15 protein-coding genes are annotated in these 15,942 nt (G+C 68.5%); 8 read left to right on the top strand and 7 right to left on the bottom strand.

All coding sequences use genetic code 11. The features are described 5' to 3' along the window. Positions 1-25: 25 nt before the first annotated feature. Positions 26-2,125: an acyltransferase family protein gene (locus A605_RS03435; protein WP_015400111.1), complete on the bottom strand. Its 2,100-nt coding sequence runs from the start codon at positions 2,123-2,125 to the stop codon at positions 26-28. Positions 2,126-2,207: 82 nt separating this feature from the next. Between A605_RS03435 and A605_RS03430 the strand changes: the two genes are divergently transcribed. Together A605_RS03430 and A605_RS03425 are read left to right on the top strand one after the other, a co-directional pair. Further along, positions 2,208-2,621 (top strand): DUF3151 domain-containing protein, encoded by a 414-nt coding sequence (locus A605_RS03430; RefSeq protein WP_015400110.1) that lies wholly within the window; start codon positions 2,208-2,210, stop codon positions 2,619-2,621. A 136-nt stretch (positions 2,622-2,757) separates the two neighbouring features. Beyond that, positions 2,758-3,525 carry a chymotrypsin family serine protease gene (locus tag A605_RS03425; RefSeq protein WP_015400109.1) on the top strand — a complete coding sequence of 256 codons (768 nt, stop codon included), beginning with the start codon at positions 2,758-2,760 and terminating at the stop codon, positions 3,523-3,525. A gap of 8 nt (positions 3,526-3,533) precedes the next feature. Here the strand turns inward: A605_RS03425 and A605_RS03420 are convergent, their stop codons facing one another. After that, positions 3,534-4,613, bottom strand: coding sequence for a Cj0069 family protein (locus A605_RS03420; protein ID WP_027004565.1), 1,080 nt, complete (start codon positions 4,611-4,613; stop codon positions 3,534-3,536). A gap of 264 nt (positions 4,614-4,877) precedes the next feature. On the opposite strand from A605_RS03420, the gene A605_RS03415 reads away from it, so the two are divergent. From A605_RS03415 to A605_RS03400, 5 genes are all read left to right on the top strand, one after another. Next, positions 4,878-5,753, top strand: a complete 876-nt coding sequence (locus tag A605_RS03415; protein WP_015400107.1) for a sulfurtransferase — start codon at positions 4,878-4,880, stop codon at positions 5,751-5,753. Between the two features lie 197 nt (positions 5,754-5,950). Next, positions 5,951-7,720 (top strand): acetyl-CoA carboxylase biotin carboxylase subunit, encoded by a 1,770-nt coding sequence (locus A605_RS03410; protein WP_015400106.1) that lies wholly within the window; start codon positions 5,951-5,953, stop codon positions 7,718-7,720. A gap of 108 nt (positions 7,721-7,828) precedes the next feature. Further along, on the top strand, positions 7,829-7,972 hold the full coding sequence (locus A605_RS15470; RefSeq protein WP_154653282.1) for a hypothetical protein: 144 nt from the start codon (positions 7,829-7,831) through the stop codon (positions 7,970-7,972). A gap of 10 nt (positions 7,973-7,982) precedes the next feature. Further along, the gene (locus A605_RS03405) at positions 7,983-8,381 is read left to right on the top strand and encodes a DUF1707 SHOCT-like domain-containing protein (RefSeq protein ID WP_015400105.1); all 399 of its coding nucleotides are present in this window, start codon (positions 7,983-7,985) and stop codon (positions 8,379-8,381) included. A gap of 11 nt (positions 8,382-8,392) precedes the next feature. After that, on the top strand, positions 8,393-8,887 hold the full coding sequence (locus A605_RS03400; RefSeq protein WP_015400104.1) for a GNAT family N-acetyltransferase: 495 nt from the start codon (positions 8,393-8,395) through the stop codon (positions 8,885-8,887). A 58-nt stretch (positions 8,888-8,945) separates the two neighbouring features. Here A605_RS03400 and A605_RS03395 read toward each other — a convergent pair whose 3' ends face one another. Then, the gene (locus A605_RS03395; protein ID WP_015400103.1) at positions 8,946-9,890 is read right to left on the bottom strand and encodes an NAD(P)/FAD-dependent oxidoreductase; all 945 of its coding nucleotides are present in this window, start codon (positions 9,888-9,890) and stop codon (positions 8,946-8,948) included. A gap of 99 nt (positions 9,891-9,989) precedes the next feature. Between A605_RS03395 and A605_RS03390 the strand changes: the two genes are divergently transcribed. Continuing rightward, positions 9,990-10,598, top strand: a complete 609-nt coding sequence (locus tag A605_RS03390; protein ID WP_015400102.1) for a helix-turn-helix domain-containing protein — start codon at positions 9,990-9,992, stop codon at positions 10,596-10,598. A gap of 204 nt (positions 10,599-10,802) precedes the next feature. Here the strand turns inward: A605_RS03390 and A605_RS03385 are convergent, their stop codons facing one another. From A605_RS03385 to A605_RS03370, 4 genes are all read right to left on the bottom strand, one after another. After that, positions 10,803-11,528, bottom strand: a complete 726-nt coding sequence (locus A605_RS03385; protein WP_015400101.1) for an SPFH domain-containing protein — start codon at positions 11,526-11,528, stop codon at positions 10,803-10,805. 400 nt (positions 11,529-11,928) lie between these two features. Continuing rightward, positions 11,929-12,138 (bottom strand): hypothetical protein, encoded by a 210-nt coding sequence (locus A605_RS03380; protein WP_015400100.1) that lies wholly within the window; start codon positions 12,136-12,138, stop codon positions 11,929-11,931. Positions 12,139-12,341: 203 nt separating this feature from the next. Next, positions 12,342-14,243 carry an FAD-binding monooxygenase gene (locus tag A605_RS03375; protein WP_015400099.1) on the bottom strand — a complete coding sequence of 634 codons (1,902 nt, stop codon included), beginning with the start codon at positions 14,241-14,243 and terminating at the stop codon, positions 12,342-12,344. Positions 14,244-14,406: 163 nt separating this feature from the next. Beyond that, positions 14,407-15,798, bottom strand: a complete 1,392-nt coding sequence (locus tag A605_RS03370) for an MFS transporter (protein WP_015400098.1) — start codon at positions 15,796-15,798, stop codon at positions 14,407-14,409. Positions 15,799-15,942: the final 144 nt, after the last annotated feature.

The raw sequence follows: 15,942 nt of genomic DNA, 5'->3' as shown, positions 1-15,942 counted from the left end.
CCGAAGCTCCACAGTCGGCCGCGCCCTACCGCGGGAAGAACCCGCCGATCTCCGCCCACAGCAGCGGGGCGGTGGAGTAGGCGTACTGGTTCGACAGGTGGTTGCTGTCGCGGTAGACGAAGATGTTGCCGATGACCGCCGGGCAGTGGCCGTCGCGGCAGAGCCACTCGGAGGTGTCGATCGCCTTCATGCCGCGCATCGGGTCCAGGTAGGCCGCCGCCGGGTCGGTCTCCTGGTAGAAGTCGTCGTAGGCCACGCCGCATGCGTGGATGTCATCGATGTCCAGCATGCACAGCGGAATGCTGAGTGGGCTGCCGTCCGGGAAGGTCTTCCACGGGTTGTCGCGCAGCCCGGCGAACGGGATTCCCTGCTCCGCGAGGAACTCCCAGAACGTCACGTAGGACGCCGGGACCGTCTCCCGGCTCGAGCCGGACTCGATGAGCGGGCGCGTCGTCGTGGAGATCACCAGATCCGGGTCGGCCTCCGCCAGTCGCTCGGTCACCTGCTGATTGAACAGCCGGCAGTCCTCGCCGAAGATGCCGTCGAGGTCGGTGACGAACGTCGGGCAGCTCTGCCGCACCAGGGGGATGATGCGGAATCCGTGCTCCTCGCCGAGGGCGTGCAGCGGGGTGATCCACTGCTCCGAGTGGGAGCCGCCGACGAGGTAGACGTCGAAGGTGGAGTCGGGGTCACCGTAGATGCAGTCCCCGCCGCGCTCGTCGACGGGCAGGATCGTCGGGTCCTCGCCGAAGCGGGACATGCAGCCGTCGGTCCAGATACGCGAGACCGTCGTCGGCCCCAGCAGCTCCGGGTTCGGCCGGGGATTCACGTCCGGCGCCGGCGTGCCCGTCAGGGCCATCGCCCCGGGGTAGCGGTCGGGGTCGAGGCGCACGTTCTCGATGGACGACAGCCGGACCTGCCACACCGCCTGCACGGCCAGCAGACCGACCAGCACCACGGCCAGCGTCCCACCGGCGACGGCCCGCCGGCGCGGGGCGCGCGAGACCGACAGTTCGTGCCATGCCCGGCGGGCGCGGCGTTCATCCCGCACCGGCCGCTTGGCGTGCTGACGCAGCGGCTTCTCGACGACGCGGTGGGTCAGGTCCGCCAGCACCAGCGAGACCGCCACGATCACGACACCCAGCACCGGGCCGGAGGTCTCCCGGCCGAGGACCACCAGCGCGATGATCAGCAGCGGCCAGTGCCACAGGTACAGCGGGTAGGCGATGTCGCCGAGCCAGCGCATGAAGCGGTTGCCCAGCACCCCGGCCAGCCGGCCCCCGCCGAGGATGACCAGGACCGCACCGCCGATCGGGTACAGGGCGGCCGGGCCCGGGAAGACCGCGGCGCCGTCGAAGAGCAGACCGGTGGTCAGCACCATCGCCAGGCCGATCCAGGTGAAGACCTCCTTCAGCCACGGCGCCACCGTCAGGCGCGAACCGTAGAGGGCGAGCAGACCACCGAGGGTCATCTGCCACATCCGCGTCCAGGTGGAGTAGTAGTTCAGCGGCTGGTTCGCGCCGTGCAGCCACCAGGCGTAGGCGAAGGAGACCACGGTGACCACGATCAGCAGCGGCCCCACCCAGCGGCTGAGGTCCCGGCCGCTGCGCCGCAGCCAGATGATCACCATCGCCAGGGCGATCGCCACCAGATAGAACTGCCCCTGCACCGACATCGACCACAGGTGCTGCAGGGGGCTCACGGTGCCGGAGGCGACGTTGTAGTCGGCGTCCTGCGCCGCCAGTTCCCAGTTCTGGAAGTACAGCAGGCTGGCCGTGAACTGCTCGACGATCTCCGTCCGCCGCAGCTGCGGGGCGAACAGCAGGCCGATGATCGCGCTGGCCCCCAGCACCACGACCAGCGCCGGGGTGAGCCGGCGGATCGTGCGCCAGACCGGCCACCACGGGTTGGCGGAGGCGTCCGGCCGGGGGGCGTAGCGCAGCTGCGAGCCGAGGAAGAAGTAGCCCGACAGCAGCAGGAAGACGTCGACGCCGCCGGAGACCCGGCCGACGAAGACGTGGAAGAGGACGACGAACGCGATGGCGATGCCGCGCAGTCCGTCGAGATCGTAGCGGTAGGGAACCGTCCGCAGCGCCCTACCCGTGTCCGTCTTTACCGCGTGCATCTTCCTCTTTTCGGCCGTTAACCCGTATCAGGGTACACACGGCCCCACCCGGTACAGGATTCCGGCGCTAGGGTGGGAGGACATGGAGATCAACGACATGCTCGCCCCGCCGCCCGTGGAACTACCCGCCGATCCGGCGGCCACCCTCGACCCGGCGGCCCCGGCGACCGCCCTCGCCCACCCGGACAGCCCCCTGGTGTGGGCCACCCGCGCGGAACGCGCCATCGAGTCCGCCTCGAGCGACGACGAGAAACTCGTCGCCTACGCCTACGCCCGCACCGGCTACCACCGCAGCCTCGACCGCCTGCGCGCCAACAAGTGGAAGGGCTGGGGCCCGGTGCCGTGGTCGCACGAGCCGAACCAGGGCGTGCTGCGCGCCATCGCCGCCCTCGCCCGCGCGGCCCAGCTGATCGGCGAGACCGACGAGTACGACCGCTGCCGCCAGATGCTCTCCGACGCCGACCCGGACTCGGTGGGACGTCTGCTGGACAATTAGCTCACAGGGGCGGTGCCGCCCCTTCCGGACATCCCGAAACCCCGGTTCCTCTGCGGAGCGCGCAGAAGGAACCGGGGTTCGTGGATACGGGAGCGCACGGCCGGGGAGGATCCGGGAGAGCCTAAGGTGGCTACCCATGCCCCGAAACTCCCGACGTGCGGCGTTGTCCTTCCTGACGGCCGCGGCCTTCATCCTGTCCGGTCCCCTGCCCGCCGCCCCCGCCTCCGTAGTCACCACGGACGCGGACCGGGACGACCACCTCGTGGACCAGGGCGAGAAGATCCAGAACGCCCGCAACCGGCTCTCCTGCACCGTGGGGCTGGTCGACCACGAGAACAACACGCTGCACACCGCGGGGCACTGCGGCGCCGACGGCGACCCGTTCTACCATGTCCGGACCGACGGGACCCGCCGCTACCTCGGTTTCTTCTCCACCTCCCACGAGGCGGGCACCGCACGCAACGACATCGGCGCCATCACCGGGGTCAACCCCGCGCTGCTGGGCGCGAACATCTTCGCGGCCCCACCCGTCAGTGACGACGAACCGCCGCGGGCCGGTGACGAAATCTGCGCGTACGGGCAGGTCTCCGACCGGGTGCGCTGCGGCACCGTCATGGGCCGGGACGGCGAGGTACTCGTGACGACGCCCGGCCTGGCGGCGCTGCCCGGGGATTCCGGCGGCCCCGCCTGGATCGACGGCCGCACCGTCGGCGTCTACACCGCCGACTGGTTCAAGGGCCCGGACACGGACATCAGCTTCGCCTCCACCGTCACCCTGCTCGGCCAGCCGGACGCTGTCGCCCCCGCCCCACCCGCGGTGGGGCGGATCGCCGACGCCTACCGGGGTACGGAAGCGCCGGTCCTGTCGTCACTGTCGTCACTGTCGTCGTTGTCGTCGCGGTAGCCCCGAACTCAGGCCGGCTCGTCCCCGGTGAAGCCGTGGGCGCGCTCCACCCGCTCGATGGCCTCCCGGGCCACCAGCTCCTGGATGCCCATGTCCAGCTCGGAGGTGAAGCCGACGCAGGAGCAGTTGATCTCGCCGAGCACGTAGGCGTCGGCCCCGTCGGGGGCGTCGTCAAGCATGAAGTCCGCGGTCCAGATCAGCGGGATGTCGTCGCCGCCGAGTTTCCCGGCGAGGACGGGGCGGGCGTCGGCGAACAGGTCGATCAGGTCCTGCCAGGCCCCGGGGCGGTCGTAGGTGTAGCGCGCGCCGGAGAACAGGGTGGCGGAGAAGTTGTCGGCGCCCTCGGCGGGCTTTTTGTGCACGACGAAGACCGGGCGCGGACCGACGAGCAGGATGCGGACCTCACCCTCGACGATGCGCGGGAGGAAGCGCATGTCCACCAGCATGCCGTTGTCGCCGATGATGTACTGGTCGCAGAAGTCCATGAACTCCCCGAGCTCGCGGATCTCGCTGTGGTTGTCCACGGCCTCGGTGCAGCGGATCCTCGTCTCCGGCGGCACGGGGATGCCCGGCTCGATCCGCGCGGCCAGTTCCCTGTCCACCAGCTGCACGCGCCAGATACCCGTGCCCGTGGAGCCGCGGTTCTGCTTGAGCACACGCTCGCCGTGGGACAGCGACGTCGGGAAGGACTCGTGGAAGGAGTCGACATCGTAGTAGGCGGCGGTGTCGGCGGGCACCAGGCCGGTGTCCGAGAGCTTCGCCAGGGCGTCCTTGGCGCCGTAGGACATCATCTCGGCCGGGGTGGACATCCCGACCAGACCGGCCGCGGACAGCCGGGTCAGCAGATCGAAGTAGCCCTTCTCGCCACCGGGGACGTTGCCCGGGTTGACGCGGGAGATGTAGGCGTCGAAGTTCTGCGAGACGTGGAGGAAGAGATCCTCGGTCCACTCGGGACGAAAGTAGAGGACCTCGGCGTGCCAGCCGGCGGCTTTGATCGCGTTGACGATCGGCATGGTGTCCCTGCGGTGACCGTCGATGTACTTGTCGGAACCGCCCTCGACCTCGAAGACGACGATGGCCTTGTGCACGTCCACCCCTCTCTGTGAAGGTTATCTGCAGCTTACCGGGGACGGAAAGCCTTGTCACCAGCGATTTTACGGGAGCAGCTCCGGCGCTCCCGCGCGGCGCGCAGCAGTGGTAACAAAGGCCACATTCTTCCCTGCCGGGTGACCGGAAACCGCGCCGGTCCGGCCCAGGCACTAATCTTGGAACCGCAACAGTGCGGAAGACCGGCGCGTCCGGAATTTCCGTGCACACTACAACCGCCCCCATCAGAGAAAGGCGTGAGACGCGTGGCCGCTCCGTTCGACCCGTATCCCCAATTCCAGGAGTACGCCCGGCCCGAGCGCCTGGTGTCCGCCTCCTGGCTGTCCGCCCGCCTGGGTACCCCGGGCCTACGCGTGGTCGAGTCCGACGAGGACGCCCTGCTCTACGACATCGGCCACATCCCCGGCGCCGTGCGCATCGACTGGCACAAGGACCTCAACGATCCCGTCACGCGTGACTTCATCGACGGCGAGGCCTTCGCCCGCCTCATGAGCGAGAAGGGCATCGCCCGCGACGACACCGTGGTCATCTACGGCGACCAGTCCAACTGGTGGGCGGCCTACGCCCTGTGGATCTTCGAGCTGTTCGGCCACGAGGACGTCCGCCTCCTCGACGGTGGCCGCGACGCCTGGATGGCCGAGGAGCGCGACACCTCCTTCGCCGTGCCGGACTACCCGGCCACCGACTACCCCGTCGTCGAGCGCCGGGACGATATCCAGCGTGTCTTCGTCGCGGACGTCCTCTCCGCCATCGGCACCATCCCGATCCTCGACGTGCGTTCCGCGGACGAGTACTCCGGCTCCAGCTTCTCCGAGGGGGATCCCCGCGCGGGCAGCGTGCAGCGCGGCGGCCACATCCCCTCGGCGCTGAACATCCCCTGGGACCGCACGGTGCGGCCGAACTCCAGCTTCCGCTCCCGCGCGGAACTGTCCGAGATCTTCCGGGATCTCGACCCGTCGGCCGACACCATCCTCTACTGCCACCTGGGCGACCGCTCGGCCCACACCTGGTTCGTGCTCAAGTACCTGCTGGGCTTCGAGAAGGTCCGCAACTACGACGGCTCCTGGGTCGAGTGGGGCAACATGGTGCGCATGCCCATCGCCCGGGGCGAGGAGGCCTGAGCGGGGTAACCTCTGTCACATATCCCCGGCGACCTGGGACTTTCTCCCGCGACACGCCGAAAATCGGGCACGAACCCGAACCTGACGGAATGCTCACGTTTTTGTGTGCAAGAATAGTGCCCATGTGTCGCCGGACCCTGTGGTCGGCGTGCGCCAAATTCCAGCATCAGCCTGCTCAGAAACCAGGAGGCCAGTAAGTGGCAGTTGAGACCAGAAAGATCACGAAGGTCCTGGTGGCCAACCGTGGCGAGATCGCCGTCCGCGTGATCCGTGCCGCCAAGGACGCCGGCATCGCCAGCGTCGCCGTCTACGCCGAGCCCGACGCCGACGCCCCGTTCGTCGGGCTCGCGGACGAAGCCTTCGCCCTGGGTGGCCAGACCTCGGCCGAGTCCTACCTCGTGATCGAGAAGATCATCGACGCCGCCGCCAAGTCCGGCGCCGACGCCATCCACCCCGGTTACGGCTTCCTCTCCGAGAACGCCGACTTCGCCCAGGCCGTCATCGACGCCGACCTGATCTGGATCGGCCCCTCCCCGAAGTCCATCGCCGACCTCGGCGACAAGGTCACCGCCCGCCACATCGCCGAGCGTGCCGAGGCCCCGATGGCCCCGGGCACCAAGGACCCGGTCGCCGACGCCGACGAGGTCGTCGAGTTCGCCAAGGAGCACGGCCTGCCGATCGCCATCAAGGCCGCCTTCGGCGGCGGTGGCCGTGGCATGAAGGTCGCCCACACCATGGACGAGGTCGCCGAGCTCTACGAGTCCGCCACCCGCGAGGCCGTCTCCGCCTTCGGCCGTGGCGAATGCTTCGTCGAGCGTTACCTGGACAAGGCCCGCCACGTCGAGGCCCAGGTGCTCGCCGACCAGCACGGCAACGTCATCGTCGCCGGCACCCGCGACTGCTCCCTGCAGCGCCGCTTCCAGAAGCTCGTCGAGGAGGCCCCCGCCCCCTTCCTGACCGACGAGCAGCGCGAGCGCATCCACTCCTCCGCGAAGGCGATCTGCCGCGAGGCCGGCTACTACGGCGCCGGCACCGTCGAGTTCCTGGTCGGCGCCGACGGCCTGATCTCCTTCCTCGAGGTCAACACCCGTCTGCAGGTCGAGCACCCGGTCACCGAGGCCACCACCGGTCTCGACCTGGTCCGCGAGCAGTTCCGCATCGCCGAGGGCGAGAAGCTGCGCTTCACCGAGGACCCGACCCCGCGCGGCCACGCCTTCGAGTTCCGTATCAACGGTGAGGACGCCGGCAACAACTTCATGCCCGCCCCGGGCACCGTCACCGCCTACTCCGAGCCGTCCGGCCCGGGCGTGCGCGTCGACTCCGGCGTGCGCGCCGGTTCCGTCATCGGCGGCCAGTTCGACTCCATGCTCGGCAAGCTGATCATCTACGGCGAGAACCGTGACGAGGCACTGGCCCGCTCCCGCCGCGCCCTGGACGAGTTCGTCGTCGAGGGCATGCCCACGGTCATCCCGTTCCACCGCACGGTCATCGACGAGCCGGCCTTCATCGGCGACGGCGAGGGCTTCGACGTCTACACCAAGTGGATCGAGGAGGCCTGGGACAACCGCCTCGAGCCCTGGGTCGACCCGGCCGACGCCCCCGAGGACGAGTCCACCCCGGCGAACAAGTTCGTCGTCGAGGTCAACGGCCGCCGCGTGGAGATCGCCCTGCCGGCCGATCTGGCGCTGGGCGGTTCAGCCCCGAAGAAGAAGGCCAAGAAGCGCCGCTCCAGCGGTGGCGCGAACGCCGCCTCCGGCGACTCCGTGACCGCCCCGATGCAGGGCACCGTCATCAAGGTCAACGTCACCGAGGGCGCCGAGGTCACCGAGGGTGAGGTCGTCGTCGTGCTCGAGGCCATGAAGATGGAGAACCCCGTCAAGGCCCACAAGTCCGGCACCGTCACCGGCCTGGCCATCGAGGCCGGCTCCGGCGTGACCAAGGGCTCCGTGCTGCTGGAGATCAAGTAACCCGGTTTCCTCTGTGAGTCCGTGGGCCCCGCTTCGGCGGGGCCTTCGTCGTTGCCACGGGCCGGTACGCACCGCACCTGTCCGCCCCTGCGGGACCAGCATCAGGGCATGTCCCTCCCCTGCCCCGGGAGCACCGCCACCGACGCCGACCGCAACCGGGCGACCTGGCGCAGTGAACTGCAGGACCCGGCCGACCGGCTCACCGGCCCGCCGTGCCCGTCAGCCCTTTTCCACGCCGTGACAGGCGGCTAGGGTGAGAGGTATGTCACTTCCGGAGCGGTCGAGACGTATCGGCGACGCCGAGCGCAACCACGCCCTGGAACGGCTCAGCAGGTTGACCGGCACCGGACATCTGGACGTCAACGAGTTCGAGGAGCGCTCGGCGTCGGTCGTCGCCGCCCGCACCCGCGGGGATCTCGACGCCGTCCTGGCCGACCTGCCGGCCGAGGCCTCGGTACCCGAGGTGCCCGCCGCCGTCGCCCCGGAGCGCACGCCGGCGCTGCGCGACACCCGGAAGATCGCCGGGCTCGCCCTGTCCTGGGTGGGCATCTTCATCGTGGCGGCCGTACTGGGACTGCCCTGGCTGATTCTGCTGGCCCCGGCCCTCATCCTGGGTGTGTGGCTCAGCGGGCGCGGGCCCTCCGGCTTCTACGAGGACTAGGCTGTGGCCCCATGAGCACCCCTGAGTTCCGCCTGCGCCCGGCCACCGAGGCAGACCGCACCTACCTGGCGCGGCTGCTCTACCTCACCGATGTCTTCGGCGACGAGTCCCGGCCGGTCAGCGACAACTTCGCGGAGGACCTGGGCACCTACGTCGACGCCTGGTCCCCCGATCAGGGCGGCGTCATCGCCCTGAGCCCGCAGGGCGTTCCCGCGGGCGGGGTGTGGCTGCGGGCGGGCGTCGACCATCGTCCCGTCTTCGGCCTCGTCGAGACCGCGCTCCCGGAACTGGCCATCGCCGTCGAGGGGCGCTTTGCCGGGCACGGCCTCGGCGGCGCGCTTGTCGACGCCGCGCTCGATCTCGCCCGGACCGCCGGCCACCCGGGGGTGTCCCTGGCGGTCGACGACGGCAACGACCGGGCCCGCCGGCTGTATCTGAGGCACGGCTTCCAGACCGTGGAGCACCGGGGCGGGCTGGACTGCGAGGTCATGGTGCACCGGTTCTGAAACCGGCTGTACCCCTCCCCGTGGCACTCAGGGCCGGAGCCTGCACGACCAGGAAAACCTAGCCGGTTCCAGCGGCCGCCACGGCCTTCGTCACGTCCTCGTCGACCAGGTCGAAGTTGAGTTGTGCGGCCACCTTGCTTCCCTCGGCGGCGGATGCGCCGACCTGCGCGGACAGGTCGGTGGCGTTGCCGGCCACCCACACGCCCGGCACGTCCGCCCGACCGAGCCCATCCGTGGCGATGAAACTACCCATCGGATGCTCGGTGACGGTGATCCCGATGCCGGCGAACACCTCCGCCCGGGCCAGCATCCGGGTGCCCACCGAGACGGCCTCGGCCGCGTGGACGGTGCCGTCGACCAGCTTCACCCCGGTCAGGCGGCCCCCTTCGGAGACAACCTCGGCCACCTCGTCGGGAATGACCGGGATGCCCAGGGCGTCGAGTTTGCGCCGGTCCCCGTCCGGGATGTTCAGGCCGCGACTGAACAGGGAGATGTCCCGGCTCCACTGGTGGAACAGCAGCGCCTGATGCACCATCATCGGTCCGGTGCCCAGCACCGCGATCTTCCGGTCGGAGACCTCCCAGCCGTGGCAGTAGGGGCAGTGCACCACACTGCGGCCCCATTGCTCGCGGAGCCCCGGGATCTCCGGCAGCTCGTCGACCAGCCCGGTCGCGATCACCAGCCGCCGGGCGTACAGCCTCCCACCGGACCGCAGCGAAACCACGAACGCCCCGCTCTCCCCGGCCACATCGACGACTTCCCCGGTACGGATCTCCCCGCCGTAGCCGGTCACCTCCCGCCGGCCGCGTTCCAGCAGTTCCAGGGGATTGATGCCCTCCTGCCCCAACAACCCGTGCGCCCCGTCGGCGGGTGCATTCCGCGGCTGGCCGGCGTCGATCACGGCCACGCTCCGCCGCGCGCGGGCGAGGGTGAGCGCCGCGCCCAGCCCGGCTGCGCCGCCGCCGACGACGATGGCGTCACGCAGCTCATTCTCCACTGACATTTCCGGCTCCCTCCGGTCTGCTCCTGCTGTATTGAACTGAACCTAAACCCCCTCCGAACTATCTGGCAATCTATATTGCCGAATGGCAATATAGCCAGCATGGACAACCGCATCGACCGCACCCTCGCAGCCGTCGGCCCCCGACTCAAACGCCTCCGCCAGCGGCGCGACACCACTCTGGCCGAGCTTGCCGAGCAGACCGGCATCTCCGCGTCCACGCTGTCACGCCTGGAATCAGGGCTGCGGCGCCCCACCCTCGAGCAGCTGCTTCCGCTCGCCCGCGCGCACGGGGTCACGCTCGATGAGCTTGTCGACGCCCCGCCCACCGGCGACCCGCGCATCAACCTGCGCCCGTTGCCCATCGGCGGTGACACCGTGGTTCTCCCGCTGACGAGACGGCCCGGCGGGATCCAGGCGTACAAATTCATCAAGCCCGCTGACCGCACCGGCCGGCGTCCCCGCATGCACACCCACGAGGGCTACGACTGGGTCTACGTCCTCAATGGCAGGCTGCGGCTGATCCTCGGAGACCGGGACATGGTCCTCGAACCCGGTGAGGCCGCGGAGTTCGACACCTCCACCCCGCACTGGTTCGGCGCCACCGCGGAAGGCCCGGTGGAATATCTCAGCCTCTTCGGCCGTCAGGGGGAACGGGCGCATGTGCGCACGACGGCCCCCGGCGCGGAATCTGCGGCCGACCCCCACTGAGACTGTGACTTGCAGCTTCGTTCTGCGGCTTTCCACAACTTCGGACAGCACTCCGGGTGGCCTGCTGAACCCCCGCGGGCATCCGTACTTCGCCGGTACCTGTGTCGGGGGTAGTTCCTCCACCGTTGATCATCGCGTCCGTGGCGCAACCGCTCTGGGTAGGAGCAATCCGCCGGCGGCTCATCCTGTGTGCCGTAACGTCGCCTAGGACTGCTCGCCGCGGACCTCGATGGTGGAGCCCGGGGGCAGCGCCTCGAGCATGCGGATCTTCGCCAGCACGGGGTTTTGCTCCAGCACCTTGGCACTGGCCAGCCGTGCGCGGGTGGTCTTGACCTCGTTGCGGGCGCGTTCCAGGTCGGTTTCGGATTTCACCTTGGCCACCAATGCCTCCTGCAGGGCGGAGGAGTACTCCGCAGGCAAACTGACGTCCTTGAGCAGGACCGTGGCCACCTCCACGCCGACGGCCGCGGCAGCCGTCTGCGCGGCCACCAGCACCGGGGTCAGGTCGATACGGGTACCGACGAACGCCTCCAGTGGGAGTCCGGCGACGAGTTCGCGCAGCGCGATCTGAGCGGCGAGGTAGATCTCCTCGTCGGGGCCCTGGGAATCGGAGACAAACGAGACCGGTTCAACGGTGCGCGCCGACAGCGCCAGCGTGACCGTCACGGTCATGGCGTCGGCGGTGGGGATTGACTGCGGGTGCATCTGGATCAACCGTCGACGCAGATCGACCTGCAGAAAATGGTCTCCCGGACGAGAGAACTCCCGGGCACGCAGCCGGGTGATCCCGCCCTCGCGCTGACGCAGCACGGCGTGCCCGGCCCGCGGGACGGGAGAGCGCAGGGACGCTGGCTGCCACCTCACGCCGCTCGACAGCGGCGAGTACATGGTCCAGCCGCGGTCGGCGGAACGGGAACGGAAGATACCCATGCGATCACCCAGAAAAGTTCAGGGGGTTGCCGCCGGCCGGGGCCGACAGAAGCGGGGCGTCGGTGCGTCCCCTGCGCCTGAGACGCAGGATCGGGCCGGGCCACTGGCTGCCGCCGGAGAGATTCCGGGCGACGGCAACCCGTATCAGGAGGGAGGGGACTTGAACCCCGTTGGCCTTCTCAGGCCGTGCCGTAGCGGTCCGCATCAGTTCAATCGGGAACACCCACGGAAGACCGGAAGCGCCCAGCAACCACGATGCGGTGCTCAGGCAAGAGTAGCGCAGCACGACCATCCGCGCCGTGCCAGTAGTGCATCTCAGGTAGGGGCGCGGCCGTAGCACGGCAACAAGCCGATAGTTGGACGACCATCGTTTGGAGTTCAGTGGGTGTGGCACACAAGCTCACACCGTCTCCGGGGCTTTTGGGTCGACAGCCAACCGCTGGGCGGTGTCATACATGACATACAGATGCACCACGGTCACCAGCACCGTCCGGTGATGCCCGCCCAGCCAGCTCCGGCCCTCGAAATGCTCCAACCCCAATCCGGCTCTGAGTTCTCGACGGTCATGCTCGATCCGCCGACGGATCTCGCCCATCAGTCCGACCAGCATGATGGTGCTGATGCCCTCAGGCAGGACTGAGAGCCAATAGCCGGTGGGATACCCCGCGGCGCTGGGCGGGGTGCCCCCGGTTCCACAACTTCAGACAGGGACCGGAACGGAGCATCCGGTAGGACAGGCATGCGCTTGTCCCACCGGGCCGGAGTTCCGGTCACTGCAGTGGCGGCACGGCTCAGGAAATCATGGGACCCGTCCTAGACCGACGCCAGCTGCGAGGTGGTGTCGAAGATCGGGTTGAAGAAGTCCGTGAGTGCCTGCGTGTCGTCCAGCGGCAGAATCGCGGCGACGTACTGGTCCGGGCGGACCACCACCACCGCGCCGTCGCGGGAGATCCCGCGCTCCTCGAAGATGTCCTCGTCCGGCAGCACACCGTAGACCTTCTCGTAATCGGTCAGCTGGAAGGGACCGACCTCCGGGCGGAACACCCGGGGAGCGTCCGTGAAGTTGAACTCCGTGTGGCGCTGCTGGTAGATCACCTTGACGTCGAAGTAGGCGTCCTCGTCGGCGTCCACGGGCGTGTGCGCGACGACCGGGGAGGCCGGATCGTTGCCCAGCCACTCGGCCCAGCGGGTCAGCTTCGAGTCCTGTCCGGGGGCCGGCTGATCGGCGAAGGCGTAGATCCGCCAGCGGCCGTCCGCGGTGGCGTGGTGGCCGATGTGGACCGGGTTGGTGTCACACACGCGCACGACCTTCGCGGACTTGAAACGCTTGCCCAGCGGGTAGCCGGTGGCCAGCTCCTGCTGCGAGGCGTCCCCGGTGATCAGGGAGGGCTCGTACTCGGTCATGAAACCGGCCGGGAACTCGGCGGTCTTGACGTAGAACTCCTCGACCATCTTCGGATCCTCGAGCTCCTCCGGCTTGGTGGCCATGAGCCTGGACCACTGCTTGTCGAAGTCGATGAGGTTCCGGGCGATGTCCAGGCGCTCCTCGGAGTAGGTGCGCAGCAGCGACTTCGGGCTGCGCCCCTCGACGACGTGGCCCAGCTTCCAGGCGAGGTTGAAGCCGTCCTGCATGGAGACGTTCATGCCCTGGCCGGCCTTGGCGCTGTGGGTGTGGCAGGCGTCGCCGCCGATGAACACGCGCGGGGTCTCATCCGCCGGGCTGTCCGCGGTGAGGTTGTCGAAGCGGTCGGTCACGCGGTGGCCGACCTCGTAGACGCTGCTCCAGGCCACGTCCTTCACCTCGAGGCTGTAGGGGTGGATGATCGCGTTGGCCTTCTCGATGACGGTCTCGATCGGGGTCTTGCGGATGGCGCCCTTGTCCTCCGGGCCGACCATGCCCAGGTCGACGTACATGCGGAACAGGTGCCCACCCTCGCGCGGGATGTGTAGGATGCTGCCCGCGCTGGAGTGGATGGCGCACTTGGTGCGGATGTCCGGGAAGTCGGTCTTGGCCAGCACATCCATCACGCCCCAGGCCTGGTTGGCCTGGTCGCCGTCGAGGGTGCAGCCGATGGCGTGGCGGACACCGCTCTTGGCTCCGTCGGTGCCGTAGACGTACTTGGTGCGCACGGTCTTCCGCTCACCGGTCTCCACGTTCTTCAGTTCCACGGTGACCGGGTATTCCACGGAGTCCGGGTTCTCGGCGACCTTGAGATCGAGGAACTCCCAGCCGAAGTTGGGGGTCATCCGGCTCGGGGAATTCGCCATGAAGGTGGCGAAGTGGTCCAGGATACGGGCCTGGTTGACGATCAGGTGCTTGAACTCGCTGATGCCGTACTCGTCGTCGATGGCGCGGCCGGTGCGGATGATGTTCTCCGGGTTCTCCGGATCCGGGTTCCAGAAGGCCATCTCGGTGAGCCAGTAGGCCTCGTCGATGATCTCGTTGGCGAAGCCGAAGGCCTGGAAGGTCTCGACGCTGCGGGCCTGGATGCCGTCGGCCTGGCCGATGTCGAGGCGGTGCGGGCGCCGGTCGATGAGGCGGGTGTGCACGCCGGGGAACATCGACAGCTGGGCCGCGGCGATCATGCCGGCGGGCCCGGCGCCGACGATCAGGACGTCCATCTCCTCCGGGAGTTCGGCGGAGCGGGGCATCCCCGGGGCGGCGGGTATGACGCGCGGATCCTCGGAGACGTAGCCGTGGTGGTGGAACTGCATGATTACTCCTTCAGGTGTGGTTCGTCATCCGCGACGGGAACCGGTGGGAAAACCGCCCCTCGGTCGCCGGGATGAGATGATTCCGCCGCCGCATGAGCGCGGCAATCGTATATGACGTGATCTTTTCGTATATCTTCCTGAACCCGCTATCTTTCCCCGGAAATCACGCCACCTCCTCAACCACAGGCCTGCGCCCCACCCCGCGAACCGGACTGATCCGCTGCAGCTCCTCATGATCCGGGCCCAGCGGAATCCCCTTCCGGTCCCGCAGCACCAGCGCCGCGGCCAGCGCGAGGAGCGCCATGGTCCCCAAATAGATGGTGACGGCCGCCGTGGTGCCGGTGGCCTGAACCAGGGCCGAGGCGATCGTCGGCGCGAAGGCGCCGCCGATGATGGCGCCGATGGCGTAGGTGATGGAGACGCCGGAGAAGCGCACGGAGGCCGGGAAGAGCTCGGCGTACATCGCCGACTGCTGCCCGTAGGTGAATCCGAGCCCGACGGTCAGGAGCACCAGCGCCAAGGTGACCATTCCGATCTGACCAGTGTTGACCAGCGGGAACAATGCCAGCACCCCGGCAAAGAGCATGATGTAACCGAGAATGTAGGTGTTTCGCCGGCCGATGAGGTCGGAGACGATTCCCGCGAGCAGGGTGAACACCAGCCAGGTCGCTGCGGAGAGGGTCACCGCCGACAGGACCGGCCCACGGTCCAGCCCGAGGGGCCCCTCGGGATTCGTGGCGTAGTTCTGGATGAAACCACCTGTGGTCATGTAACCGACGGCGTTGTTGCCCGCCATGACGACGGCCGCGAGAGCGACCAACAGCCCGTGACGGCGGAAGAGCTTGCCCACCGGGTTGGAGACGACTTCCTTACGGGCGGCGATCTCCTCGAAGACCGGTGACTCCTCGACGCCGTGGCGGATGAAGTAACCGACGATGATCAGCACGAAGCTGAGCAGGAAGGGCACGCGCCAGCCCCACTCCAGGAAGGCGTCGCCGGGGGCGATGGAGGTCATGATCGCCAACATTCCGGAGGACATCAGCAGGCCGGCCGGGACACCGATCTGCGGGGCCGCCCCCATGAGGCCACGGCGGTGCACGGGCGCATGCTCAACCGACATCAGTACGGCGCCGCCCCACTCACCACCGGCGGAAATGCCCTGGACGATGCGCAGGAAGATCAGGAGCACCGGAGCCAGCCACCCGACCGATTCATAGGTCGGCAGCAGACCGATGAGGGTGGTGGCCCCGCCCATCATGATCAGGGTGATCATGAGAATCTTCCGCCGACCCCACCGGTCGCCGAAGTGGCCGGCGAGGAAGGCCCCCAGGGGGCGGAAGACGAAACTGAGCCCGACCGAGAGGAAAGCGACGATGGTCGCCGCCCCCGACCCCAGCGGGCCGAAGAAAAGGTTGTTGAACACCAGTCCCGCGGCGGCCGCGTAGAGGAAGAAATCGTACCACTCGATCGCCGTTCCGACGGTGGTGGCGGCCGAGACCCGGAGGTTTTCCCTCAGGTTGGCCTTCGGTACTGAGGGCTGCGGCGGCGTTGTCATTTTAGTGTCCACGCCGGCTCCTTTCACATTGGGATGCACACCACATCACTGGTGTGACTTATTCGATTTCTCACCTTTGCGAGTGATCTGTCTTACTTGCGCGACTGACCCAGATAATATACGATCTGGGTCACACGTCAAGGT

The sequence above is a fragment of the Corynebacterium halotolerans YIM 70093 = DSM 44683 genome, assembly GCF_000341345.1.
In the GTDB taxonomy this organism is placed as follows: Bacteria; Actinomycetota; Actinomycetes; order Mycobacteriales; family Mycobacteriaceae; genus Corynebacterium; species Corynebacterium halotolerans.
The sequence above is the reverse complement of the archived record's forward strand: the minus strand, read 5'-3'. Positions and strand labels throughout refer to the sequence as shown.